The sequence below is a fragment of the Stenotrophomonas riyadhensis genome (assembly GCF_040256885.1).
GTDB classification, from domain to species: domain Bacteria; phylum Pseudomonadota; class Gammaproteobacteria; order Xanthomonadales; family Xanthomonadaceae; genus Stenotrophomonas; species Stenotrophomonas riyadhensis.
Genome location: NZ_CP155568.1, coordinates 4218000 through 4243103, shown reverse-complemented (window position 1 = coordinate 4243103; position 25104 = coordinate 4218000). Strand labels below are relative to the sequence as shown.

At 66.7% G+C, this 25104-nt stretch carries 18 protein-coding genes; 12 read left to right on the top strand and 6 right to left on the bottom strand.

From position 1 onward, the window contains the following. Nucleotides 1–392: 392 nt before the first annotated feature. The 3 genes from SriyCCGPB3_RS19560 to SriyCCGPB3_RS19550 form a co-directional block, all read right to left on the bottom strand. Nucleotides 393–3515: an efflux RND transporter permease subunit gene (locus SriyCCGPB3_RS19560; RefSeq protein WP_350259644.1), complete on the bottom strand. Its 3123-nt coding sequence runs from the start codon at nt 3513–3515 to the stop codon at nt 393–395. 31 nt (nt 3516–3546) lie between these two features. Then, nucleotides 3547–6780, bottom strand: a complete 3234-nt coding sequence (locus SriyCCGPB3_RS19555) for an efflux RND transporter permease subunit (RefSeq protein WP_350259643.1) — start codon at nt 6778–6780, stop codon at nt 3547–3549. A 74-nt stretch (nt 6781–6854) separates the two neighbouring features. Beyond that, nucleotides 6855–8099, bottom strand: coding sequence for an efflux RND transporter periplasmic adaptor subunit (locus SriyCCGPB3_RS19550; protein ID WP_350259642.1), 1245 nt, complete (start codon nt 8097–8099; stop codon nt 6855–6857). 186 nt (nt 8100–8285) lie between these two features. Between SriyCCGPB3_RS19550 and SriyCCGPB3_RS19545 the strand changes: the two genes are divergently transcribed. The 12 genes from SriyCCGPB3_RS19545 (at nt 8286) to SriyCCGPB3_RS19490 (ending at nt 20771) form a co-directional block, all read left to right on the top strand. After that, complete coding sequence (locus SriyCCGPB3_RS19545; protein ID WP_071229371.1) at nt 8286–9605, top strand: M20 family metallopeptidase; 1320 nt, start codon at nt 8286–8288, stop codon at nt 9603–9605. Nucleotides 9606–9987: 382 nt separating this feature from the next. Continuing rightward, nucleotides 9988–10806 (top strand): NADPH-dependent 7-cyano-7-deazaguanine reductase QueF, encoded by an 819-nt coding sequence (gene queF / locus SriyCCGPB3_RS19540; protein WP_153854675.1) that lies wholly within the window; start codon nt 9988–9990, stop codon nt 10804–10806. Nucleotides 10807–11025: 219 nt separating this feature from the next. Further along, nucleotides 11026–11319 (top strand): LysM peptidoglycan-binding domain-containing protein, encoded by a 294-nt coding sequence (locus tag SriyCCGPB3_RS19535; RefSeq protein WP_005419771.1) that lies wholly within the window; start codon nt 11026–11028, stop codon nt 11317–11319. Between the two features lie 45 nt (nt 11320–11364). Further along, complete coding sequence (locus tag SriyCCGPB3_RS19530) at nt 11365–11877, top strand: hypothetical protein (RefSeq protein WP_032130280.1); 513 nt, start codon at nt 11365–11367, stop codon at nt 11875–11877. 162 nt (nt 11878–12039) lie between these two features. Continuing rightward, entirely contained in the window at nt 12040–12270 is a 231-nt protein-coding gene (locus SriyCCGPB3_RS19525; RefSeq protein ID WP_134951482.1) for a hypothetical protein, read from the top strand. Nucleotides 12271–13076: 806 nt separating this feature from the next. Continuing rightward, a complete protein-coding gene (locus SriyCCGPB3_RS19520; protein WP_153854674.1) occupies nt 13077–15299 on the top strand; it encodes an NADP-dependent isocitrate dehydrogenase in 2223 nt (740 codons plus the stop codon). Between the two features lie 308 nt (nt 15300–15607). Then, entirely contained in the window at nt 15608–16579 is a 972-nt protein-coding gene (locus SriyCCGPB3_RS19515; protein ID WP_153854673.1) for a hypothetical protein, read from the top strand. Further along, nucleotides 16572–17120 carry a GTP-binding protein gene (locus tag SriyCCGPB3_RS19510; RefSeq protein WP_110713949.1) on the top strand — a complete coding sequence of 183 codons (549 nt, stop codon included), beginning with the start codon at nt 16572–16574 and terminating at the stop codon, nt 17118–17120. The genes SriyCCGPB3_RS19515 and SriyCCGPB3_RS19510 overlap by 8 nt, the downstream gene beginning before the upstream one ends. Next, the gene (locus SriyCCGPB3_RS19505) at nt 17113–17529 is read left to right on the top strand and encodes a roadblock/LC7 domain-containing protein (protein ID WP_164160929.1); all 417 of its coding nucleotides are present in this window, start codon (nt 17113–17115) and stop codon (nt 17527–17529) included. The genes SriyCCGPB3_RS19510 and SriyCCGPB3_RS19505 overlap by 8 nt, the downstream gene beginning before the upstream one ends. 53 nt (nt 17530–17582) lie before the next feature. Further along, nucleotides 17583–17942 carry a hypothetical protein gene (locus tag SriyCCGPB3_RS19500; RefSeq protein WP_110713947.1) on the top strand — a complete coding sequence of 120 codons (360 nt, stop codon included), beginning with the start codon at nt 17583–17585 and terminating at the stop codon, nt 17940–17942. Nucleotides 17943–18088: 146 nt separating this feature from the next. Further along, nucleotides 18089–19819, top strand: coding sequence for a bifunctional isocitrate dehydrogenase kinase/phosphatase (aceK, locus tag SriyCCGPB3_RS19495; protein WP_350259641.1), 1731 nt, complete (start codon nt 18089–18091; stop codon nt 19817–19819). A 61-nt stretch (nt 19820–19880) separates the two neighbouring features. After that, on the top strand, nt 19881–20771 hold the full coding sequence (locus tag SriyCCGPB3_RS19490) for an energy transducer TonB (RefSeq protein ID WP_153854670.1): 891 nt from the start codon (nt 19881–19883) through the stop codon (nt 20769–20771). Between the two features lie 34 nt (nt 20772–20805). Here SriyCCGPB3_RS19490 and SriyCCGPB3_RS19485 read toward each other — a convergent pair whose 3' ends face one another. The 3 genes from SriyCCGPB3_RS19485 to trxA form a co-directional block, all read right to left on the bottom strand. Then, on the bottom strand, nt 20806–22380 hold the full coding sequence (locus SriyCCGPB3_RS19485; protein ID WP_350259640.1) for a sensor domain-containing diguanylate cyclase: 1575 nt from the start codon (nt 22378–22380) through the stop codon (nt 20806–20808). Between the two features lie 210 nt (nt 22381–22590). Then, nucleotides 22591–24342: a transcription termination factor Rho gene (gene rho / locus SriyCCGPB3_RS19480; RefSeq protein WP_094001169.1), complete on the bottom strand. Its 1752-nt coding sequence runs from the start codon at nt 24340–24342 to the stop codon at nt 22591–22593. Between the two features lie 229 nt (nt 24343–24571). After that, nucleotides 24572–24901 carry a thioredoxin TrxA gene (trxA, locus tag SriyCCGPB3_RS19475; protein ID WP_088027548.1) on the bottom strand — a complete coding sequence of 110 codons (330 nt, stop codon included), beginning with the start codon at nt 24899–24901 and terminating at the stop codon, nt 24572–24574. Between the last annotated feature and the right edge of the window lie 203 nt (nt 24902–25104).

Genomic DNA, 25104 nt, shown 5'->3' with positions numbered 1-25104 from the left:
GCCCACGGGTGGGGGAAGGGGCAGTGGCTGGGATCACGCAGGCTGGCCGGAGATGGCAGCGGGGCGCCGCGAAGGGGCGCAGGACCATGGCTGGATGAGAATTGTTCTCTTTTCGTTACCGTGCGTCAAACCCGGAGGCATGCGGACCAACGGTCCGCACCCACCATCCGTGCCCACGGTCCGCACCCACGGTCCGCACCCACGGTCCGCACCCACGGTCCGCACCCACGGTCCGCACCCACGGTCCGTACCCACGGTCCGTACCCACGGTCCGTACCCACGGTCCGTACCCACGGTAATGCCGGCCGCTGGCCGGCAGATTGGCTGTACGGAGAACGCCGGCCAGCGGCCGGCGCTACCAGTAGATCCACGCCCTGCGTGGATGGGCTCTTCTACGCCCGTTGCGCGCGCTTGAGCAGCTTCGCTTCGCGCCTGCGTGCGCGACGTGCGCGCCAGCGCTCGGCCAGGCAGGAGAAGATCACGTACAGCGCCGGCGTGCTGAGCAGGGTCAGGCTCTGCGAGAACAGCAGGCCGCCGATCATCGCGATACCCAGCGGACGCCGCAGCTCGGACCCTTCGCCCAGGCCGATCGCCAGCGGCACAGCAGCCAGGATCGCCACCATCGTGGTCATCATGATCGGGCGGAAGCGCACGATGCTGGCCTCGCGTGCCGCTTCGCGCGGAGCCAGCCCGTGCTCGCGCTGCGCCACCAGCGCGAAGTCGATCATCATGATCGCGTTCTTCTTGACGATGCCGATCAGCAGCACCAGCGCGATCATCGAGATCACCGACAGTTCGGTATTGGTGCCGAACAACGCCAGCAGCGCACCCACGCCCGCCGCCGGCAGCGTGGACAGGATGGTGACCGGGTGGATCAGGCTCTCGTACAGCATGCCCAGCACCAGGTACACGGTCAGGATCGCGGCAAACACCAGGATCAGCATGTCGCTGGGGTCGGAGTTGAAGCCGAAGCCGGCGTCATCAGCCAGGCGGATGTCGCCGGGCATGCGCATGCCGGCCACGGTCGCGTCGATGATCGCCTTGGCCTCGCCCATGCTCACGTTCGGCGCCAGGTTGTAGCTGAGGTCCATCGTCGTGTACTGGTTCTCATGGGTGATCTGCGAAGGCGCCAGCCCCGGCACCTGCTTGGCCACCGCCGTGAGCGGCACCATGTCGCCGTTGCGCGCACGCACATGCACCTCGTCCAGCGCTGCCGGCGTAGCGGTCTGCGAGGGCAGGGCGTTGACCACCACGCTGTACTGGTTGATGTCCGAATAGATGGTCGAGATCTGGCGCTGGCCGAACGCACCGTACAGGGCGCCGTCGATGGCGCCGACCGAAACACCCAGGCGGGCGGCCTTGGCACGGTCGATCTCGATGTTCTGGCGCAGCCCGGCATTGTCCACATCGGTGCCGACGTCGCGCAGCTTCGGGTTCTTCTTCAGCTCCGCCTGCAGCTTGGGCAGCCATTCCTGCAGTGACGCCAGGTCATTGCCCTGCAGCGAGATGCGGTACTGCGCGCCCTGGCTGGAGCCACCGCCATCGTTGCTGGGCAGGTCCTGGATCGCGCGCAGGCGCAGCTGCAGGTCGGGGTAGCGGTCGGCCTTGGCGCTCAGTCGCGCCAGGGCATGTGCGGTGGTTTCGCGGCGGCCTTCCTTGCGTGATTTCAGCTCGACGTTGAACTGTGCGCTGGAGCCCTGGCGACCGCTGCCCAGGCGCACACCCACGGTCTTCACCGCCGGGTCGGCCATCAGCATGTCGGTGATGCGGCGCTGGCGGGCGACCATGTCCTCGAAGGAGACGGTGGCGCTGGAGTTGGCGCGGCCCCAGATCAGGCCGGTGTCCTGCGGCGGGAACGCGCCCTTCTTCACCGCACCGAACAGGAACACGGTGACACCGATCAGCAGCAGCGGCGTCAGCGACAGCAGCAGCGCATGGCGCAGAGAGAAATCCAGGAACACGGTGTAGATGCGCAGCATGCGCTCGTGGCCGGCATCCAGCCAACGGCCGAAGCGCGACGGCGGCGCCGTGTGGTCGTGGGCGCTGAGGAAGCGGCTGCACAGCGCCGGGGTCAGGGTCAGCGAGACGATCATCGAGACCACGATGGCCGCCACCAGGGTGACGGTGAACTCGCGGAAGAACGCGCCCATCATGCCGCTGGCGAACAGCAGCGGGATGAACACCGCCACCAGCGAGGCGGTGATCGAGACGATGGTGAAGCCGATCTCGCGCGCGCCGGTCAGCGCTGCCTGCATCCGCGGCATGCCTTCGTCGAGGTGGCGCATGATGTTCTCGATCACCACGATCGCATCGTCGACCACGAAGCCGATCGCGATCACCAGCGCCAGCAGGCTCAGGTTGTTCAGGGTGAAACCCATCACGTACATCACCAGCGCGGCACCGGCCAGCGACAGCGGCACGGTCACTGCGGCGATCAGCGTGGGTGCCAGCCGGCGCAGGAACAGCGCCATGGTCAGCACCACCATCGCCAGGCTGATCAGCAGAGTGATCTGCACTTCATGCAGCGACGAGCGGATGGTCGGCGTACGGTCGAAGTACGGTGTCATCGTGGTGCCCGGCTGCAGGTAGTCGCGCAGCGCGGGGATCTGTGCCTTGACCCGGTCCACGGTCTCCACGATGTTGGCGCCGGCGCGGGTGAACACGTACATCACCACCGCCGGCTTGTGGTCGAACCACGCCGCCTGGTAGGCATCCTGCTGGCCGTCGTAGACGTTGGCGATGTCCTTCAGCCGGATCACCCGGCCATCGCCCTGGGTCTTGACCACCAGGTCGGCGAAGTCGGCGGCGCGTGCCACCGAATCGTTGGCGATGATCGCGGTGGTGGTGTTGCCATCGCTGAGGAAGCCGGTGGGTGAGGTCACGTTGGCCGCACGCACCGCGTTGCGCAGGTCATCGGCGGTCAGGCCGAGTGCGTTCATCAGGCGCAGGTTGACGTCCACACGCACCGCCGGCGTCGAGGCACCGGCGATGTCGACCGAAGCAACACCGCTGATCTGGCGGATGCGCTGCGCCAGCAGCGAATCGGCGACGTTGTACAGCTCGTCGGCCGACTGCGTCTGCGAAGTCAGCGCGATGGCGATCACCGGGTCGTCGTTCGGGTTCGCCTTCTGATACATCGGCGAGCCCATGCCCGAGGGCAGGTCGGCCTGCGCCGAATTGATCGCGGTCTGTACGTCCAGCGCGGCCGAATCGATGTTGTGGCCGCTCTGGAAGATCATGAACACCAGCGAGCTGCCTTCCGAGCTCGACGAGCGCATGCGGTCGATGCCCGGCAGCTGGCCGAGATGACGTTCCAGCGGCGCGGTGACCGTGGAGGCCATGGTTGCCGCATCGGCACCGGACTGGCTGGCGTGCACGAAGATCACCGGGATCTCGATGTTCGGCAGTGCCGACACGCCCAGGCGCAGGTAGCAGATCAGGCCGACCATGAACAGGCCGATGGCCAGCAGCGCGGTGCCGATCGGGCGGCGGATGAAGGGGCCGGACAGGTTCATCGTGCGGCCCCCCGCAGCAGCGGGGCGTGGATCATGCCTGCGGCTCCTGCAGCGTGCCGTCACGCAGGGCGCGCTGCTCGCGGCGGCGCGCCAGCCACTCGGAGAAGCGCTCCATGTACAGGTAGATCACCGGCGTGGTGTACAGGGTGACCAGCTGCGACAGCAGCAGGCCACCGACGATGGCGATGCCCAGCGGGCGGCGCAGTTCCGAGCCGATGCCAGTGCCCAGCGCCAGCGGCAGTGCACCGAGCATGGCCGCGGCGGTGGTCATCATGATCGGGCGGAAGCGCAGCAGGCAGGCACGACGGATCGCTTCGTGCGCGTTGGCACCAGCGCGGCGCGCCTCGATCGCGAAGTCGACCATCATGATGCCGTTCTTCTTGACGATGCCGATCAGCAGCACGATGCCGACGATGCCGTCCACCGACAGGCTCAGCCCGCACAGCATCAGCGCCAGCAGTGCGCCGACACCGGCCGGCGGCAGCGTGGAGATGATCGTGATCGGGTGGATGTAGCTCTCGTACAGCACGCCCAGCACGATGTAGATCACCACCAGCGACGCCAGCAGCAGCCACACCACGTCGGTCTGGCTACCGGTGAACTCGGCGGCCTTGCCGATGAACTCGGCATGCAGGTGGGTGGGCATGTCCAGGCTGTCCTTGGTCTCCTGGATCGCACGCACGGCTTCGGACAGCGAATAGCCCGGCGCCACGTTGAACGACACCGTCACTGCTGGCAGCTGCTGCTGGTGGCTGACCAGCAGCGGCGCGCTGCTGACCTTGCCTTCGGCCAGGGCCGACAGCGGGATGATGTTGCCGGCGCCGACGGTGATGCCGGTGTTCTGCGCGCCGATGCCGGTGGCGGTCGACGAGTTCGACGAGGTGACCTGGCCGAAGCTGGTGGCGTTGGTACCGGTCAGTGCACCGGCGCCGTTGGAGGCGACGGCCAGCTGTTCCATCAGCGCGGTGCTGGTGCGGAACTCCGGCGCCACTTCCAGTACCACGCGGTACTGGTTGAGCTCGGTGAAGATGGTCGAGATCTGGCGCTGCCCGAACGCATCGTAGAGGGTGTCGTCGATGGTCTGCATCGGCACGCCCAGCACGCTGGCCTTGTCGCGGTCGATGTTCAGTTCAAGCGCGCGGCCCTGGTTGGACAGGTTGTTGTCGACGTCGGCCAGTTCCGGGCGCTTGCGCAGTGCTTCGGTCAGGCGCGTGGCCTGGGTGGCCACGGTCGCCGGATCGACGTCCGACAGCGAGTACTGGTACTCGGTGGCGGCCACGCGGGTATCCAGCGTCACGTCCTGGACCGGCTTCAGGTACAGGGCCACGCCCGGAATACCGGCGACGGCCTTCTGCAGGCGCGGCAGGATCTTGTCCAGGCCGTCGCGCTCGCCGCGTTCCTTCAGCACGATCGACAGCTGGCCCTGGTTGAGCGTGGGGTTCATGCTGCCCGCGCCGATGAAGGCTGACACGCCGGTCACGTCCGGGTCCTGGCGCAGCGCTTCGGCCACCTGCTTGGTGCGCTGCTCCATCTGCGGGAAGGCGATGTTCTGGTCAGCCTGGACCACGCCGGTGATCAGGCCGGTGTCCTGTTCGGGCAGCAGGCCCTTGGGAATCAGCACGTACAGCAGCACGGTCAGCACCAGTGCGCCGCCGGCCACGGCCAGGGTCAGGCGCTGGTGGTCCAGCACCCAGTCCAGGCTGCGCTCGTACAGGCCGACGGTGCGCGTCCACAGGTTCTGCTTGCCGGCCGCCGCCGCACGCTCATGTGCGTCCTCGCCTTCGGGCAAGGCGTCGGGCTTGAGCAGGTAGGCGCACATCATCGGGGTCAGCGTCAGCGAGATCAGCATCGACAGCACGACGGCGATGCTCAGCACCCACGCGAACTCGTGGAACAGGCGGCCGGTGACGCCGGGCATCAGCAGCAGCGGCAGGAACACCGCCACCAGCGAAACGGTCAGCGACAGCACGGTGAAGCCGATCTGGCGCGCACCGATTTCGGCCGCTTCCTTGCCACTCTTGCCCTGCTCGATGTAACGCACGATGTTCTCGATCATCACGATCGCATCGTCGACCACGAAGCCGGTGGCCACCACCAGCGCCATCAGCGAGAGGTTGTCCAGCGACATGCCGGCAAAGGCCATCACCGCGAAGGTGCCGGCCAGCGACAACGGCACCGCCACCGAGGGAATGATCGTGGCCCACAGGCGGCGCAGGAACACGAAGATCACCGCCACCACCAGGCCGATGGTCAGGATCAGGGTGAACTGCACCTCATGCACCGAGGCGCGGATGGTCTCCGTACGGTCGTTGAAGATCTCCAGGTGCACGTCGGCTGGCAGCACGCCCTGCAGCTGCGGCAGGATCGCGCGGATGCGCTCGACGGTCTGCACGATGTTGGCGCCGGGCTGGCGGCGCACTTCCAGCAGCACCGCCGGCTTGCCATCGGCCCAGGCGGCCAGCTGGTCGTTCTCCACGCCATCAACCACTTCGGCCACGTCGGACAAACGCATGGGACGTCCGTTCTTGTAGCTGATGATGGTGTCGCGGTACTCGGCGGCACTGGCCAGCTGGTCGTTGGTACCGATGCTGTAGGACTGCGTCTTGCCGTTCAACGAACCCTTCGGCGCATTGACGTTGGCCTGGGTCAGTGCGCTGCGCAGCTGTTCCAGGGTCAGGCCCATGTTCGACAGCTGCGCCGGATTGACCTGGATGCGCACGGCCGGGCGCACGTTGCCGGCGATCGAGACCAGGCCCACGCCCTGCACCTGCGACAGTCGCTGGGCCAGGATCGAGTCGGCGTAGTTGTTGACGTCGCGCAGCGGGCGCGTGTCAGAGGTCAGTTTCAGGGTAACGATGGCCGCGTCGGCCGGATTCACCCGGTTGTAGACCGGCTGGTAGGGCAGCGACGAGGGCAGGGTGGCCTGGCGGATCGCCGCCTGCACGTCCTGCGCGGCGATGTCGATGTCGCGGTCCATCGAGAATTGCAGGATGATCGTCGACAGGCCCGCCGACGAGTCGGAGGTCATCAGTTCCAGCCCGGAGATCTGCCCGAACTGGCGCTCCAGCGGCGTGGTGACCAGCGAGGCCATGGTGGTGGCGTTGGCACCCGGATACTGGGTGGTGACCACCAGGCTGGGGGCATCGATTTCCGGCAGCGCCGAGACCGGCAGCTTGCGGTAACCGAGGATGCCGAGCAGCAACAGGCCCGCCATCAGCAGCGAGGTGGCGATCGGGCGGCGGATGAAGATCGTCGAAAAGCCCACGGACTGATCCTTGCTGGCACTTCAATGTCGGCGCCGGCAGGTGTGCCGGCGCGAGGGAGAACTGTGGCCTGCGCTCAGCGCGGGCCACCACCGCGACGGCCACTGCCGCCACCGTTCTTCTGCTCGGCCGCCTTCAGCTCGGCCTCGGTCGGTGCGGCCGGGGTCTCGCCCGGCTTCAGCGCGTTGACCTTGCTGCCCGGCTTCAGGCGGAACTGGCCTTCACTGACCACCCGCTCGCCGCCCTTCAGGCCTTCGGCGATCTGCACCTGGCTGTCGCCCACTTCCACGCCGCTGCGCACGGTCTGCATCTTTACCGTGTTGTCGCCCTGCACGATGTAGACGTACTCGCCGTCCGGGCCACGCAGCACCGCCTGGGTGGGGATGACCACGCCGCCGGCAATCGTGCGCAGCTGCATGCGCACGTTGACGAACTGACCCGGCCACAGACCGTTGTCGGTGTTGTCGAACAGGGCGCGCGCCTTGAACGTGCCGCTGTCGGCACTGATCAGGTTGTCGACCACATCCAGCTTGCCGTCACCGGACAGCACGTGCGAGTCGGCGCGGTCCAGCGCCGCCACCGGTACCGCGCCGGCGGCCTGCGCCTGGCGCACGTCGCCAAGCTGGCGCTCGGGCAGGTTGAACAGTACGTGGATCGGGTGGATCTGGGTCAGCGTGACCAGCGCGGTGCCGGCATTGACCACGTTGCCAGCATCGACCGCGCGGATGCCGGCGATGCCGGTGATCGGTGCGGTGACCTTGGTGTACTGCAGCTGCACCTGCGCCGAGCGCATGCTGGCCTCGTTCGCTGCGACTGCGCTTTCGTACTGTGCCACTTGGTTTCGCTGTGTATCCAGATCGGTCTTGGCGACGTACTGGCGATACTCCGGCGCGTTCGAGCGCTGGTAGTTGGAACGCGCGGTGGCCAGCAGCGCCTCGTTCTGGCGCTTGGAGGCCACGGCCTGGTCATAGCTGGCCTGGGCGGTGCGCGGGTCGATCACCGCCAGCACATCGCCCTTCTTCACTTCCTGGCCTTCGCGGAAATTCAGGCTCATCAGCTGGCCGCCAACCTGCGGGCTGACGGTGACGGTGTTCATTGCGGTCACCGTACCCAGCGCGCTGGCATAGACCGGCACGTCCTGGCGTGCCGCATCCACCACGGTCACCGGCACCGGGCCGGCATCCGGGTCTTCACCGCCCTGGCGCGCAGCTGCCGCTGGGCTACCGGCCTTGTCCTTGCCCCCGCCGAGTACGCGCAGGCCGACCACGGCCAGCACCAGTACCGCCACGACCAGCAGCACGATCTTCCAAACACGTGACATTCAAGGACTCCAAGAGGGCTGGACGGGGCACGGCCCCGGTTGGCAATGCGCAAAGCATACCTGCGCCACATCACGTTTCCTGCATGACGGATGGGACGGGCGCTAAGACCGGATCCGGCCGCGGAGGTTCCCGTAGCGGCGGTGTTGCCCTACATTCAGCTGGAACCCCCTGCCGTGGAGATCGTGATGCGCCGTTCGCTGCTGCTGTCCGCCCTGCTGCTGGCCTTGCCGGCTCTTGCCCACGCCCAGGACGGGCAGCGCCCGGAGGTGACCGCTGCCGCCCAGCGGCTGCAGGCCAAGGTGGTGGAATGGCGGCGCGATTTCCACCAGCACCCGGAACTGTCCAACCGTGAGGTGCGCACCTCGGCCGAGGTCGCCAAGCGGCTGCGTGCGATGGGCCTGAAGCCGAAGACCGGCATCGCCCACCACGGCGTGGTGGCGATCATCGAAGGCGGCAAGCCCGGGCCGAAGATCGCCCTGCGCGCGGACATGGACGCGCTGCCGGTGACCGAACAGACCGGCCTGCCGTTCGCCTCGAAAGCCACCGACCAGTACCGCGGGCAGACCGTGGGCGTGATGCATGCCTGCGGCCATGACGCGCACACCGCCACCCTGCTCGGCGTGGCCGAGGCACTGGTGTCGATGAAGAAGGATCTGCCGGGCCAGGTGATGCTGATCTTCCAGCCGGCCGAAGAGGGTGCACCGCCGCCGGAAGAGGGTGGTGCTGCCCTGATGCTGAAGGAAGGCCTGTTCGCCGACTTCAAGCCGGAAGCCGTGTTTGGCCTGCATGTGTTTTCCAGCGTGCAGGCTGGGCAGATCGCGGTGCGCGGTGGCCCGCTGATGGCCGCCTCGGATCGTTTCGGGATCAAGGTGATCGGTCGCCAGACGCATGGCTCGGCGCCGTGGAACGGTGTTGATCCGATCGTGGCCACCGCTGACCTGGTCGGCACCGCGCAGACCATCGTCAGCCGCCGCGCGAACCTGTCCAAGCAGCCGGCGGTGCTGACCTTCGGCGCGATCAACGGGGGCATCCGCTACAACATCATTCCGGATGAAGTGGAAATGGTCGGCACCATCCGTACCTTCGACGAAGGCATGCGGCAGCAGATCTTCGCCGACCTGCGCAATGTGGCCGAGCACACCGCCGCCGCGCACGGTGCCAAGGCGGTGACGGACATCTACGAGTCGGAGGGCAATCCGGCCACGGTGAACGACCCGGCGCTGACCGCGAAGATGCTGCCGAGCCTGCAGGCAGTGGTGGGCAAGGACAACGTGTACGAGCCACCGCTGCAGATGGGTGCGGAGGATTTCTCGCTGTACGCGAAGGAAGTGCCGGGGATGTTCTTCTTCGTCGGTTCGACCAGCGTGGGCATCGACCCGGCGACGGCACCGGCGAATCATTCACCGAAGTTCCTGCTGGATGAGAAGGCGCTGGATGTGGGACTGCGCGCGCTGCTGCAGGTGAGCCTGGATTACTTGAACGGTGCCGGCACTCCTGCGGGGTGAGGGTTTCCGGCAGGGCTTGCAGCCCTGCCCCCGACAGGTTCACGCGGCTGTTGGTAGGTGTCGACCTTGGTCGACACGGGCAGACATCCGGAATGTCTGAAGGATTGGCTTTTGATTTTGATTTTTCTGATCTTTCCCGTGGTGGTGGCCGCGTGCAGGGAACTGTCAGGGGCCGGGTGGGTAGGCGGGGCGGGGGTGTCCGCGGCATGGATGCCGCGGCCAAGCCCCCAAGGACGGGTTTACGGCGTCCCCCGACCCGCCTACCCACCCGGCCAAGCCGATAGACCGCCTTCCACGACCAACCAACAGAACCACCACGGAGGGGCTCCGCCGTTGGCCGGCCGGGCCGAAGGCCCGCCTTCCGCGCGATACAATGACCCCCATGAACACCCCACAGGATTCCAGCCTCGGTCGCGAGGTCAGTTACCCGTCGCAGTACGATCCCGGCCTGCTGTTTCCCATCCCCCGCAGCGGTGCCCGCGCCGAGATCGGCCTCGATGACGCCGCGCTGCCATTCGTCGGCCATGACCGCTGGCATGCCTTCGAGCTGAGCTGGCTCGACCCGCGTGGCAAGCCGCAGGTCGCCGTCGCCACCGTGCAGGTGCCGTGCACCTCGCCGCGGCTGATCGAATCGAAGTCGTTCAAGCTGTACCTGAATTCCCTCAACAGTACCCGCATCGACACTGCCGAAGCGCTGCGCGCGCGCATCATCGCGGACCTGTCGGCCTGCGCCGGTGCGCCGGTCCAGGTCGAGTTCGGCCTGCCGGGCCTGCGCGAGACGCCGCTCGGTGAATCCATCGACGGGCTGGACGTGGAGATCGACTGCTACGGCCCGCCACAGGCGGACTTCCTCGCGGCCGATGCGGGCGAGGTGGTGGAGGAGACCCTGGTCTCGGCGCTGCTGAAGTCCAACTGCCCGGTCACCGGCCAGCCGGACTGGGCCACGGTCAGCCTGCGTTACCGTGGGCCGAAGATCGACCGCGCGGGCCTGCTGCGCTACCTGGTCAGCTACCGCGAGCACGCCGAGTTCCACGAGCAGTGCGTTGAACGGATCTTCAGCGAGGTGTCCGCCCGCTGCCAGCCGCAGTGGCTGGAAGTGGAGGCCCGCTACACCCGCCGTGGTGGCCTGGATATCAATCCCTGGCGTGCCAGCCCCGGCATCGCTGCCCCGGCCGCGACCTACCGCGAACTGCGGCAGTAACCGCCGCAGGCGGTTACGGGTAGTGCCGGCCGCTGGCCGGCAACCGCAGGGAACCCGCATCCAGGACCAGCGCAAGCCGGCCAGCGGCCGGCACTACCGGGCACCGGCTCTCCCGATTGTTCAGCCGCCCCCGGGGGCGGCTTCACATCTGCACCATCCCCATTTAACAACCTCCATGGCACCGTGCGAACCACGTAGTCATGCAGACGGGAGTTGTGGATGAGTACCGAGAAGAAAGCCGATTTCTCCGGTGTCAGTGGCAGTGTCGACAGTACCGCCGAGCAGGTGCCGAAGGCGGACTTCTCCGGCGTCAGCGCCTCGGTGGACAGCACCGCAGACGTTGTCAGCGGCGGCACCTATACCGTGCAGAAGGGTGACTCGCTGTCGAAGATCGCCAAGCAGCATCTGGGCGATGCCAACGCCTGGAAGAAGATCTTCGAAGCCAATCGCGATGTGCTTGATGACCCGGACAAGATTTTCCCGGGCCAGACCCTGAAGCTGCCGCCGAAGTAAGCCGGCCATCGAACGCCGTCCGACAATCCCTGGGAGGAACCCCGAATGATCAAGACCACCCCGCTCCAGACCGCCCTGATCGCCGCCCTGCTGGGCAGCGTTGCCTTGGTAGGTTGCAAGAAGAAAGAAGAGTCGACCGACAGCAACGCCGCTCCGGCAGCGACCGCGCCGGCCGAACCGGCAGCACCTGCACCGATGACCGGCGCACCGCCGCCGATGGCCGAAGCCGCTGCAGTCAGCGTCTCGGCAGTGACCGTCGGCAAGACCGCAGCCGCCGACAAGTCGGTTGCGACGACGGCATTGTTCGCACCGAAGGATGACGTCATCGTCTCGGTCAAGACCGACGGCGCTGCCAACAACGTCACTGTTGGCGCGAAGCTGACCTACCAGGACGGCCAGGTGGCCGGCGAACAGAACGCCACCCTGAACACCAGTGGCGCGGAAACCACCAACGTCACGTTCAAGAATGCAAAGGGCTGGCCGGCCGGCAAGTACCGCGCCGAAGTCACCGTCGATGGCAAGGCGGCCGGAACGCCGCAGGAGTTCGAGGTCAAGTAAGTCCTGCCGACTCTCTCCCGGCAGGGCTCACGATGGACGCAGCCGCGAGGCTGCGTCCTTTTTTATTGGGCGATACTCGGAAGTACTCCGCGGGCCGCCCGTAATGAGATAAAGCTTGTCAACGGGGAAACCTCCCACCGCAGCGGACGGAGTTTCGCGGAGTTGGGCGGAAAGAAGGGCGAGATCAATGTCCTGGATAGATTTGACAAGGGTGTTGTTCCTCATGAAGTGTCACATCTTGGCGGTGTGGATGATCTTTATGACAAGACGACGGGGCTGCCCAATCCTGCACGTGGCGACGGAATCATGAATAGGGTTCCCGGTGTGGTTGACAGCCATACCATCGGTGGAATTGTAGAAGGCGATTCGGCGGTTCAAAAACGGGAGCGTTGAGATGCTTTCACGCATTTTGGTTTTCTTCGCTTTCTTGTGCCTGCTCACTTCGTGGGCCCAGGAATCTAGCCTGTGGAGCTACAGTTGCGACCACTTCCTATATGGCGCTTGTCTGCGCGTGCCAACAGGCATGTCCGTGACCTACGAGGCACCTGTTGACTTCGGCGTGCACCGCGTCAGAAGCGATGATCGGGAAGTCGCCTTGATCTACGAGGGCGATGCCCCCGAAAAGCCTGCGTCAGGAAGCACGCCGGATCTGCGCTTCACGGACGGCGGATATGTCGTGTCGGGGTATGCAAGGGCGGAAGGAGGTTCCACCCGGTACGACGTCTACGTTCGGCCCGGATCGTCTGGCGCCGGTTCGCTGCACATCCGAGGCTCTGCAGCGACGGCTGATGAACTCGCCAGCCTGGCCGCCGTTGTTGGGGGATTCCGCATCTGCAACTTCCAGCAAAGCAAGCGCTCACAGACATTGACCTGTCCAAGGCATGCCGAGTGGGGGCCGCGATTGTCGGAGTGGGTCATGCGTGCCTCAACGAGCGGGAAGTCGAATTAGCCATCAAGCCTCAGCTTCCAGACCGGAAGCGAGCCAGCGGCGCAACACAGTGGTGCAGTACCGCCGCGTATGGCGTGGCTTTGCCCCGCGCGGCTGAAAACGCGACAATGCAGGGGTTTCCCCGCCGCGCGCCCACCCTGACGGCGACGGGGGAAAGCGTGGGGCCCGGCCCCGCGCGCGACACGGTTGCACGTGGCCCGGCGCTGGTGCCGGCCTTCCCCTGAGCATTGCTACAGAGTCCAAGTCCCCCATGTCCAAGATCCTCTACACGCTGACCGACGAAGCACCGTTCCTGGCCACCCAGTCGCTGCTGCCGATCGTTGGTGCCTACACCGCCACTGCCGGCATCGTGGTGGAAACCCGTGACATCTCGCTGTCCGGCCGCATCCTGTCGCTGTTCCCGGAACTGCTCAGCGACGCGCAGAAGGTCAGCGACGACCTGGCCGAGCTGGGCCAGCTGGCGACCACCCCGGACGCCAACATCATCAAGCTGCCGAACATCTCCGCCTCGGTGCCGCAGCTGAAGGCGGCCATCAAGGAACTGCAGGACCAGGGCTATCCGCTGCCGGATTACCCGGAAACCCCGGCTGACGACCAGCAGCGCGACTACAAGGCGCGCTATGACAAGGTCAAGGGCAGCGCGGTGAACCCGGTGCTGCGCGAAGGCAACTCCGACCGCCGCGCACCGCTGTCGGTGAAGAACTATGCGCGCAAGCATCCGCACCGCATGGGCGCCTGGGCGTCGGATTCGAAGTCGCACGTCGCGCACATGGCCGCCGGTGATTTCTACGGCAGCGAAAAGTCGGCCACCCTGGCCAACGCCGGTTCACTGAAGATCACCTTCCACGGCAAGGACGGCAGCACCGTCGTGCTGAAGGAAAAGACCGCAGTGAAGGCGGGTGAGATCGTCGACGCCGCCGTCATGAGCCGCAAGGCACTGGCCGCCTTCATCGGCGAGCAGATCGCCGATGCCAAGGCCCAGGGCGTGCTGTTCTCGCTGCACCTGAAGGCGACCATGATGAAGGTCTCCGATCCGATCATGTTCGGCGTGGCGGTCAACGAGTTCTACAAGGACGTGCTGGCCAAGCATGCCGACGTGCTCAAGCAGGCGGGTTTCGATGCCAACAACGGCATCGGTGACCTGGCTGCGCGCCTGCCGTCGCTGCCTGAAGCCACCCGTGCGGCGATCGAAGCCGACCTGGCTGCCGAGTACGCGCAGCGCCCGGGCGTGGCCATGGTCAACTCGGACAAGGGCATCACCAACCTGCACGTGCCGAGCGACGTGATCGTCGACGCCTCGATGCCGGCGATGATCCGCGACTCCGGCAAGATGTGGAACGCCGAAGGCAAGCTGCAGGACACCAAGGCGGTCATTCCGGACCGCTGCTACGCCGGCGTGTACCAGGCCGTCATCGACGACTGCAAGGCGCACGGCGCCTTCGATCCGGCCACCATGGGTTCGGTGCCGAACGTCGGCCTGATGGCGCAGAAGGCCGAAGAGTACGGCTCGCACGACAAGACTTTCCAGATCGCTGCCGATGGCGTGGTCAAGGTCACCGACGACGCCGGCACCGTGGTGTTCGAGCACGCCGTGGAGGCCGGTGACATCTGGCGCATGTGCCAGACCAAGGACGCGCCGATCCAGGACTGGGTGAAGCTGGCCGTCGAACGCGCCCGCCTGAGCAGCACCCCGGCCGTGTTCTGGCTGGATGCCGCCCGCGCCCACGACGCGCAGGTCATCGCCAAGGTCGAGCAGTACCTGAAGGACCACGACACCAACGGCCTGGACATCCGCATCCTGCCGCCGGTGGAAGCCACCGCGTTCTCGCTGGACCGCATCCGCAAGGGCGAGGACACCATCTCGGTGACCGGCAACGTGCTGCGCGACTACCTGACCGACCTGTTCCCGATCATGGAGCTGGGCACCAGCGCCAAGATGCTGTCGATCGTGCCGCTGATGGCCGGTGGCGGCCTGTTCGAGACCGGTGCTGGTGGTTCGGCTCCGAAGCACGTGCAGCAGTTCGTTGAAGAGGACTACCTGCGTTGGGATTCGCTGGGTGAGTTCTTGGCCCTGGCAGCGTCGCTGGAACACTTGGGCAACCGCTACGACAACGCCGCAGCCCGCGTGCTGGCCAAGGCGCTGGACGAAGCCAACGGCCAGTTCCTGGACAACGACAAGTCGCCGTCGCGCAAGCTGGGTGGCATCGACAACCGCGGCAGCCACTTCTACATCGCGCTGTACTGGGCCCAGGCCCTGGCCGCGCAGAATGAAGATGCTGCACTGAAGGCACGCTTCGCGCCGCTGGCCAAGGCGCTGACCGACAACGAGCAGAAGATCGTTGAAGAACTGATCGCGGTGCAGGGCAAGGCCGTGGACATCGGCGGCTACTACCGCCCGGACGTGGCCAAGGCCAGCAAGGCGATGCGCCCGAGCGCGACCTTCAACGCCGCGCTGGAGCAGCTGCGCGGCTGATCCATCGCCATTCTGTCGTGACACCGGAACCCGCGCTTCGGCGCGGGTTTCTTTTTTGGCTCTGGGGTCAGATCCCCTTCGCCATGCAAAAGGGATCTGACCCCAGGCGATGAAACCGCGACTTCCGTCGGCTGTCGGAATGCCGTCAAAGGGGCATGAAACTTGCCCGCGATGGCCGTCGCAGAACCGATATGAGCGGATCTGCAGCCGCCCTCGATCTGAGCAGTCGATCACGACGGCTGCCGCTGGCGATGCCCTAGCCTTGGCGACGCGAGGCCACCGGGGAGGTGGCCGCACGGGGAACACGGATGGCACGCGTGCTGGTAGTGGGAACCGACATCCAGGGCGAGCAGGCCCTGCTGCAGCGGCTGCGCGTGGCATCGGCCCTGCCGGACGGCCAGATCCGCCGCAGCCAGGACCTGGATGATTGCGATCTGCTGGTCATCCGCGATACGCCGGCGCTGCGCAACGCGGCCCTGCGCATGCGCCAGCAGCGTCCGCGACTGCAGTGCTGGATCGAGGACCTGGGAGGCCAGCTGCGCGACGGTGATGGGCACCAGGATGTACTTGATGACAGTGCCATCGGCCGTGCATTGCGCGGCATGCAGTTGGCAGTGGAGCCCATGGCCATGCACGCAGCCGCACCGATCCGTCTGGCTGATGGTGCGCATGCCATCACCCGTCTGCTGCGCGAGCGGCTGCCGCTGCGACAGGGCCAGGCACTGTTGAGTGATGCGGGCGAGCCTCTGCTGCTGATGGATCTGGAGCACGACCAGGCCGTGCTGCTGCAGGAACCGGCTGCGGCGCTGGTGGAGCGTTTGGCCGATGCCTTCGAACGCCTGCAACTGGATGCGCTGACGCCGGCACGCCTGCAGGCGCTGGCCGGCGAGCGGCCACGCCAACCACTGCGACCGCTGCTGTGGCAGTGGGCACAGCGCAGCCGCCATTGGCAGGCATTGGACGAACGCCTGCGTGGCGCCTCAGTGAAGCTGCTGCGCTGGCCGGACTTCCGCGTACTGGGCCACGACCATGATGGCTTCCGCCTGTGTTCGCTGCTGCTCAAGCGCGCGTGCACGGTTGACGAGTGCGCGATGCTGCTTGAGTTGCCGGCTGCGGCGGTGCGCGATTTCATCCATGCCGCCTACCTGTGCGGTTACGCGCAGTTGCAGAGCGCCCCGGTGGCCCCGATGGCGGCAGGACGTGGCAGCGGCACGGGCACCGACAACGGCCTGCTTGCCCGCCTGTGGCGGCACCTGCGCGGGAGCGAACGCAATGCGTGAGCACAAGGTGGTGGTGCTGGGTGGCATGGGCAGCGGCAAGTCGACCCTGGTGCGCAGCATCGCAGCGGGCGCGGTGATCGACACCGATGTGGCCAACAGTGACCGCCTCGGCGCCGACAAGGCGTCCACCACCGTGGCGCTGGACTACGCAGACATCGACCTGCCCAACGGCGAACGCCTGCGTCTCTACGGCACACCTGGCCAGCAGCGCTTCGATTTCCTGTGGCCGATCCTGCTGCAGGGGGCACGTGGTGCGGTGCTGCTGCTGGATGCGCGTCGTGCCGGGCTGGCCAGCGAGCTGGAGGACTACCTGCAGGTGCTGCAGCCGTTCGCATCGTCATTGGCGCTGGTGGTGGCGGTGACCCATCTCGACCAGGCGCCACGCGCCGCGCTGGATGACTGGGCCACGCGCGCCTGCCTCGACGACCAACCACTACCGCTGCTGGCGGTGGACGCCCGCGACCGCGAACAGGGGCTGCTGCTGATGGATGTGTTGATGAGCGAAATGGAAGCGCACGCGCTGGTGGCGGCACATGGCTGACGGGCAGGCGGCAGTCCTGCCCGATGCCGGCCAGCGTGAGCGCCTGCAGCCCTTGCTGCAGGACCTGCAGCAGCGCGTCGAAGGCGTGCGTACGGTAGTGCTGGCCAGCGTCGATGGCTTTGCCCTGGTCAGTGCCGGCGCCGATGGGCGTGGCGAACGACTGGCAGCGATGACCAGCGCGATGCTGGCACTGGCCGCGGCGGTGGGCCGCGAACTGGTGCTGGGCGATCTGCAGACGCTGATGCTGGAGGCTGTGGGCGGCAAGGTGCTGATGCTGGCGATCCTGGCTGAAGGGCGCGCACCGCTGCTGCTGATGGCGGCCTGCGACCAGCGCAGCGTGATCGGCCAGGTGCTGTGGCAGAGCAGGGAATGTGGCCAGGCGATCCTGGCCGAACTCGGCGGATCGTGAGCCCGGCCGCAGGGGAACGAGGGGCTCGAACCAACTTCGACAAGGGGTGCGACGTGGCTGGATTGAATGAATCGTTGAACGCACTGATGGGCATCGACGGCGCGCAGGCAGTGGCGCTGGTCGACTACGAAAGCGGCATGCTGCTGGGTGAAGCCGGTACCGGCATGGACATGGAAGTGGCCGCCGCCGGCAACACCGAAGTGATCCGCGCCAAGATGAAGACCGCCGCGTCGCTGAACCTCAACGACAGCATCGAGGACATCCTGATCTCGCTGGGCAAGGCGTACCACATCATGCGCCCGGTGGCGAAGAAGAAGGGCCTGTTCTTCTACCTCGTGCTGGACCGTACCAAGTCCAACCTGGCGCTGGCCCGGCGCAAGGTGCAGGACGTAGAGGCCGAACTGGCGATCTGAGCCGGTAGTGCCGGCCGCTGGCCGGCATCTGCATGGATCCACCGGCGGTCCAGGGGCTGCCGGCCAGCGGCCGGCACTACCTCTGCGCTCGACGGCATCACACACGCCAGCGTATGGTAAAGCCGGTCCTCCCCGGTGAGCCGTGCATGTCCGAGCCTGACATCGCTGCCGAACTGGCGCCGCGTATCGCCGGCGCCATCCGCGATGGTTTCGAGCAGTACCACGCCCGCTTTGCGGCAATCACCGCCCGTGCGCGGCTGCGTTTCGAGCAGCGCGACTGGGCAGCGGCACGCCAGGATGCGGTCGAGCGCATCGCCCTGTACGACCTGTGCATCGCCGAGCAGATGGATGCGTTGCGTCGCCTCGCCGGTGACGCGATCGGCGAGCGCGCGCTGTGGCTGCAGGTGCATGCCCGCTACAGCGCGCTGCTGCAGGGGCTGATCGACGCCGAGCTGTACAAGACCTTCTACAACACGCTGTCGCGGCGCCTGTTCGCCACCCGGGGCGTGGACCCGGCGCTGGAGTTCATCGCCTTCGATGTCGAACCTTCCGATGCAATCACCCATCCCGTGGCACGGCATACCTATGCCGTCTCGCCGACGCGGCCGGTGGAGGCGTTGCAGCGGGTGCTGGCCGACTATCGCTTCGACATCCCCTATGCGCACCAGCTGCGCTGCGCGGCGGCCATTGCCGTGCGCCTGCAGGACGACCTCGCCCATTGGGGGGACACGCCGGTACGCAGCATCGAGCTGCTCGACACCGTGTTCTACCGCGAGCGTCGCGCCTACCTGGTCGGACGCGTGTTCGGCGAGCACCGCTTCTCGCCGTGCGTGATCGCCCTGGTCAACGACGAGCGCGGCCTGCGTGCCGATGCAGTGCTGACCCGGCGCCGTGATGTTGCTCATCTGTTCGGCGTGTCCCGCAGCTACTTCCAGGCTGACCTGGGCACGGTGGGCGACGCCGTGGTGTTCCTGCGCAGCCTGCTGCCGGGCAAGCCCATCGACGAGATCTACACGGTGCTGGGCCGTGCCAAGCAGGGCAAGACCGAGCGCTACCGCACCTTCTTCCGTCATTTCAACGAGCACCCGCAGGAGCGGCTGGTGCATGCAGAGGGCACACCGGGCATGGTCATGGCGGTGTTCACCCTGCCCAGTTACCCGCTGGTGTTCAAGCTGATCCGCGACCGCTTCGCGTGGCCGAAGTCGATGTCGCGCCAGCAGGTGGAAGAGAAATACGCGCTGGTGTTCAACCTGGACCGTGTCGGCCGCCTGCTCGATGCACAGCCCTATCGTCATCTGCGCTTTCCAGGCGACCGCTTCGCACCGGCCTTGCTGGAAGAGCTGCTGCAGCAATGCGCGCAGAGCGTACGCATCGATGGCGATGAGGTTGAAGTCGCACTGTGCTATGTGCAGCGCCGCTTCCGCCCCTTGAACCTGTACCTGCGCGAGCAGGGAGGCGAGGCCGTGCGCGCGGCGGTGCTCGACTACGCGCAGGCCATCACCGACATGGCGCGCAACAACATCTTCCCTGGCGACATGCTGCCGAAGAACTTCGGCGTATCGCGGCATGGCCGGGCCGTGTTCTACGACTATGACGAGCTGTGCCTGGTCAGCGACTGCGTGTTCCGCGCGTGGCCGCAGCCACGCACGCCTGAGGAAGCGATGGCCGACGAGCCCTGGTTCCATGTCGGCCCGCGTGATGTGTTCCCGGAGCGCTTCGGCCCGTTCATGGGCCTGCCGGCAGGTGAACTGGCCGCAGTGCGCGAGCACTACCGGCACCTGTTCGACCCGGGTTGGTGGCAGGGCCTGCAGGAACGCTTCGCCCGCGGTGACTATCCGGATACGCCCCCTTATGCGGGTGTGCACCGGTTGGCCTGAGGCGGCTGTCATGGCGGCTGGGACTGGGGTACGCTCGCCGTTCATCACCAAGGATCCGGCAATGATGCGTTCCCCTTTGTTTCTCGCTCTCGCGCTGGCCGTAGGTGCCGGCACCCCGTTGCTTGCTGGCGAGGCCAGTGCACAGACCGCGCGTGCGGTGCGTGCCACCGCGGAAATGAGCATGGTGCTGTCCGGCCATATCGAGATCACGCCTGAGGGTGAGGTCAGCTCGCTGGTACTGGACCAGAAATCGGCCTTGACTCCGAGCATCGCCTCCTTCGTGGAAGGCACGATCGGCGGCTGGCGCTTCGAACCCACGCTGCGCGATGGCAAGGCAGTGGCTGCACGCGCCCCGATGCGGGTGCGGCTGAGGGGGACGCAGATGGCCGATGGTGGCTACCAGGTCAGCATGACCAGTGTCGATTTCAGTGAATATGATCCGAAGGCTACCGATTCGGTGACCCGGAAGCAGATGGCTCCGCCGCGCTATCCGGAAGACGCCTATCGGAATGGTGCGCAGGGTGAAGTGCTGCTGATGGTCAAGGTGGCGCGTGACGGCACGGTGGCCGATGTCATCGCCGAGCAGGTGAACATGGCCGTGGTCGGCCCGGAACGGGCCATGGCCAAGATGCGCGACATCCTGGCCAAGGCCAGTATCAGCAGCGCCCGCAGCTGGACCTTCAACCCACCGACCACCGGCGAAAGCAGCACACACGACAGCTGGACGGTACGCATCCCGGTGAGCTTCGCCCTGGGCAATGACCGCAACGCAGGGCAGGAACGCTATGGCCGCTGGCGCGCCTTCATCCCCGGGCCCCGCCAGGCTGCGCCGTGGCGCGAACGCCGGTCGATCGAGCAGGCCGGCAGCGACCTGCTGCCGGAGGGTGGGGTGTACATGGTCGATGGCGCCAAGCGCGGCGTGCGCCTGTTGACCCCGCTGGAACAGGGCTGATTGTGGGAGCGGAGCCGGGCAATCCGGCTCCGCGTCAGTCCGCATACGGGTAGACCACCACCCGGTTGCGGCCCTGTTCCTTGGCCATGTACAGCGCCTTGTCGGCCAGCCGCAGCGCCTGTTCTGCGTCGACATGGAAGCTGGGGAAGTGGGCCACGCCCAGCGATACGGTGATGGTGCCGACCGGTTCGAACGGATGGTCGGCGATGTGCTGGCGCAGGCGTTCGCCGGCCTGGCGCGCCGATTCAGTACTGATGCCCGGCAGCAGCAGCAGGAATTCCTCGCCACCGGCGCGGCAGAGGATGTCGCTGTCGCGCGAGTAGCGGCGCATCTGGTCGGCGATATGGACGATGGCGTTGTCGCCGACGTCATGCCCATGGCTGTCGTTGATCGACTTGAAGCGATCGATGTCCAGCGCCAGGATCGCGAACGGGATGCTCTGCACCTGCAGCGCGTCCAGCGCCTGCTGCAGTCCGCGGCGGTTGAACAGACCGGTCAGCGGGTCGGTACGGCTGGCGCGGTTGAGCGTGCCGATGCGATCCTGCAGGGCATTGAAGCTGTGCAGCACCGCCTGCTTGAGCTGGGCGACCTCGAAGTACCAGGCGCGGATGCCGCTGACATGGTTGATGGCGTTGCCGGTGTCCTCGCCGCCCTGAACATTGCGTGCCAGCTGCCACAGTGGCATCGAGATGCGGCGCGCGAACCACCAGGTGACCAGCAGCGACAGCAGGCCGAGCGGAATCGCGTTCCAGATCACCGCCGTCATCAGCCGCGACAGCGGCTGTAGCGTGGCCTCGGTCGGGCGCTGGGCGATGATGCCCCAGCCGGTGGCTGCGACCGGTGCGTAGCCAGCCAGCATCGACACGCCGCGGTTGTTGCGCACCTGCTGCGCGCCGCGCTCGCCCCGCACAACGGCCTTCACCGCGGGGTTGCCAACCACGTAGTCGCCAACCCGCTTGCCGTCGGCGTGGTACAGCAGGCGGCCATGGCGGTCGACCACGTACAGGTAGGAGCCGTCGCGGTAGTAGTGCTTGCCCAGCAGCGTATGCAGGGCGCTGCGCTGGCGCAGGTACAGAGTGCCGCTGACATAGCCGCGATAGCGGCCCTGGCGGTCGAAGATCGGGTGCGACAGCGAGACCAGCAGCTTGCCGGTGGCCGATTGGTACGGATCGCTGATCATCGGCTGGCGCGCGGCCAGTGCCGCATTGTTGCCGACACTGTGCAGCACCTCACCCTGCAGCTGCAGGGTCTGCGGCGAGGTGGCGATCACCAGGCCATCGGCATCCACTACCAGCGAGGAGTTGAAGCTGCTGGACTGCAACTGCAGGCGGCTGGCTTCGTCCTGGGCCTGCTTCGGATCAAGGTCGCCCTGGCCGAGCCGGGTGGCTGCATAGGCCAGCTGCTGCTGCGCGGCCAGCAGGAAGTTCTGGGTGGTCTCGGCCAGCTTGGTGGCGTAGACGCGGTTGGCTTCCAGGGTATTGCCGACCAGCTGGTCGCGCTGCACCCGGTAGCTCGCCAGCAGGGTATTGGCCAGCGCGATGATGGCGCTGAGCAGGGCCAGGGCGAGGATCAGCTTGCCCAGGTTGAGGCGGGGGGACAGCGTTCGCATGCGTCGACGGATCCGGCAGGAGGCTGGACCCGACCGGTTCTCCGGAAGGGGCGACAGCGGGAATCGGTGGCCGGGCCCACGGGGGCCGGGCAGGGTATCGCGCGGATTATCGCCAAAAGCGGGCGCCAGCGAAGTGAAGTGCGTCGCCCTGCAGGCAAAAAAAAACCTGCCGCAGCGAGCGGCAGGTTTCTTCCGATGCAGCGCCGGGGCTCAGCGCTTCATCGAACCGAAGAACTCGTCGTTGGACTTGGTGTTCTTCATCTTGTCGAGCAGGAATTCCATCGCGGCCATTTCATCCATCGGATGCAGCAGCTTGCGCAGGATCCAGATCTTCTGCAGCAGTTCCGGTTCGATCAGCAGGTCTTCGCGGCGGGTGCCGGAACGGTTGATGTCGATGGCCGGGAACACACGCTTTTCAGCGATGCGGCGGCTCAGGTGCACTTCGCTGTTGCCGGTGCCCTTGAACTCTTCGTAGATCACCTCGTCCATCTTCGAGCCGGTGTCGACCAGCGCGGTGGCGATGATGGTCAGGCTGCCGCCTTCTTCCACGTTGCGCGCGGCACCGAAGAAGCGCTTCGGGCGGTGCAGGGCGTTGGCGTCCACACCACCGGTCAGCACCTTGCCCGAGCTCGGCACCACGTTGTTGTAGGCACGGGCCAGGCGGGTGATCGAGTCGAGCAGGATGACCACGTCCTTCTTGTGCTCGACCAGGCGCTTGGCGCGCTCGATGACCATTTCGGCCACCTGCACGTGGCGCGCGGCCGGCTCGTCGAAGGTCGAGCTGATGACCTCGCCGCGCACGGTGCGCTGCATTTCGGTCACTTCTTCCGGGCGCTCGTCGATCAGCAGCACGATCAGGTGCACGTCCGGGTGGTTGGTGGTGATGGCGGTGGCGACCTGCTGCATCATCATCGTCTTGCCGGCCTTCGGCTGCGACACGATGAGCGAGCGCTGGCCCTTGCCCTGCGGCGCCATCAGGTCGAGGATGCGGCCGGTGATGTCTTCCGACGAACCGTTGCCGCGCTCCAGGGTGAAGCGGCGGCGCGGGAACAGGGCGGTCAGGTTCTCGAACAGCACCTTGTTCTTCGACGCTTCGATCGGCTCGCCGTTGATGGTGTCGACGATGTTCAGCGCGAAGTAGCGCTCGCCGTCCTTCGGGAAGCGGATGCGGCCGGAGATATGGTCGCCGGTGCGCAGGTTGAAGCGGCGGATCTGGCTGGGCGAGATGTAGGTATCGTCCGGGCCGGCCAGGTAGCTGGCTTCGGCCGCGCGCAGGAAGCCGAAGCCGTCCGGCAGGATTTCCAGCACGCCGTCGGCGGCGACGCCGTCACCGTGGCGGGTCAGTACCTTCAGCAGGGCGAAGATCACATCCTGCTTGCGGGCGCGTGCCACGCCTTCGGAGATCTGCAGCTGCTCGGCGATTTCCAGCAGCTTCTGCGCCGGCATCCGCTTGAGGTCGCTCAGCGAGTAGACCGGGAAGCCCTCGGGCACGTTGGCGTGCGGGCGCGGCACGAACGGCTGCTGCTCGCCGCCGTCGTTGGGCAGGCCATCGTCGCGGAAGCGGTTGTTGCGGTCACGGTCGCGGCGGTTGCGGAAGCGGTCGCGGCGATTGCCCTGACCTTGCCCCTGGCCCTGCTGGCCGTTCTGGTTGTACGGGTTCTGGCCCTGGTTCTGGCCGCCCCCCTGGTGGTTCTGCTGGCGCGGCTGGCCGGATTCGCGACCCTCACCACCTTCGCCGCCGCCACTGCTGGCAGGGGCCTCGGCGGCGGGCGCGCTCGGTGCGGGGGCGGCGGCGGCCGGTGCCGGCGCTTCGGGCGCGGCGGCCAGCGGCAGGGTCGGCTGCGCCGGAGCGGCGCTGGTTTCGGCGGCTGCCGGAGCGGCGGCCTTGCTCACGCGGGGCTTGCGCACGCGCTTTTCGGCGGGCGCATCGGCGCTGCCGGTTTCGGAAGTGTTATCGGACAAGAGCGTTATTCCTCGCTTGAAGGTGCGAGCGCCCGGCTGGGGCGGCGAACGTTGGGAATGGGTCTGGAAGAAACTGCGTCCAGAGGGTGCGGCACGCGAACGCGGCCGGATATGCCGACACTATCATCGGCCCGCGGCGCCATGCAAGGGTCACCGGGAACAGCATTCATCATGGGCGCGGGGCGCCCCACCGGCAGCCGTGGTCGACGGCTGCCGGGGAACAGCGGGATCAGGCCAGGGCCTTGTCCAGCAGGCCGGCCAGCTGGGCCTTGCCCACCGCACCGATCTGCTCGGCGACCTTCTCGCCATCCTTGAACACGACCAGGTACGGAATCGAACGCACGTGGTACTTGGCGGCCAGCGCACGGTTGTGGTCGACGTTGACCTTGGCGATCTTGGCGCGGCCCTGGTAGGCATCGGCCAGCTCGTCCAGCGCCGGGGCGATCATCTTGCACGGGCCACACCACTCGGCCCAGAAATCGACCAGCACCGGTTCCTTGGAATTCAGCACTGCGCTATCAAAGTCGGCGTCGCCGACATGTACAACCTTGTCGCTCATCTTGGTTTCTCGTCTTGGATTGCACCCGGTCATGCCGGAGGTGGGTGAACTGGGCCATGCCCGGTGGCGCGACCCTCGTCGTTGCCTCGCGGCGCACTGCCGCGGTGCGTTCGGCGGGATGCCTGGACGCTCACGGCCGGCAGTGTACCCCTATCGCAGGGCAGGGACAGGCGCCGGCTGGAACCCAGCGTATCGTGATCGCT

Bases quoted from the DNA above. Each gene is read 5' to 3' on its own strand.
- SriyCCGPB3_RS19560 (WP_350259644.1), bottom strand. From the start codon at position 3,515: ATGAACCTGTCCGGCCCCTTCATCCGCCGCCCGATCGGCACCGCGCTG.
- SriyCCGPB3_RS19550 (WP_350259642.1), bottom strand. From the start codon at position 8,099: ATGTCACGTGTTTGGAAGATCGTGCTGCTGGTCGTGGCGGTACTGGTG.
- SriyCCGPB3_RS19545 (WP_071229371.1), top strand. From the start codon at position 8,286: ATGCGCCGTTCGCTGCTGCTGTCCGCCCTGCTGCTGGCCTTGCCGGCT.
- queF (WP_153854675.1), top strand. From the start codon at position 9,988: ATGAACACCCCACAGGATTCCAGCCTCGGTCGCGAGGTCAGTTACCCG.
- SriyCCGPB3_RS19535 (WP_005419771.1), top strand. From the start codon at position 11,026: ATGAGTACCGAGAAGAAAGCCGATTTCTCCGGTGTCAGTGGCAGTGTC.
- SriyCCGPB3_RS19530 (WP_032130280.1), top strand. From the start codon at position 11,365: ATGATCAAGACCACCCCGCTCCAGACCGCCCTGATCGCCGCCCTGCTG.
- SriyCCGPB3_RS19520 (WP_153854674.1), top strand. From the start codon at position 13,077: ATGTCCAAGATCCTCTACACGCTGACCGACGAAGCACCGTTCCTGGCC.
- SriyCCGPB3_RS19515 (WP_153854673.1), top strand. From the start codon at position 15,608: ATGGCACGCGTGCTGGTAGTGGGAACCGACATCCAGGGCGAGCAGGCC.
- SriyCCGPB3_RS19510 (WP_110713949.1), top strand. From the start codon at position 16,572: ATGCGTGAGCACAAGGTGGTGGTGCTGGGTGGCATGGGCAGCGGCAAG.
- SriyCCGPB3_RS19505 (WP_164160929.1), top strand. From the start codon at position 17,113: ATGGCTGACGGGCAGGCGGCAGTCCTGCCCGATGCCGGCCAGCGTGAG.
- aceK (WP_350259641.1), top strand. From the start codon at position 18,089: ATGTCCGAGCCTGACATCGCTGCCGAACTGGCGCCGCGTATCGCCGGC.
- SriyCCGPB3_RS19490 (WP_153854670.1), top strand. From the start codon at position 19,881: ATGATGCGTTCCCCTTTGTTTCTCGCTCTCGCGCTGGCCGTAGGTGCC.
- SriyCCGPB3_RS19485 (WP_350259640.1), bottom strand. From the start codon at position 22,380: ATGCGAACGCTGTCCCCCCGCCTCAACCTGGGCAAGCTGATCCTCGCC.
- trxA (WP_088027548.1), bottom strand. From the start codon at position 24,901: ATGAGCGACAAGGTTGTACATGTCGGCGACGCCGACTTTGATAGCGCA.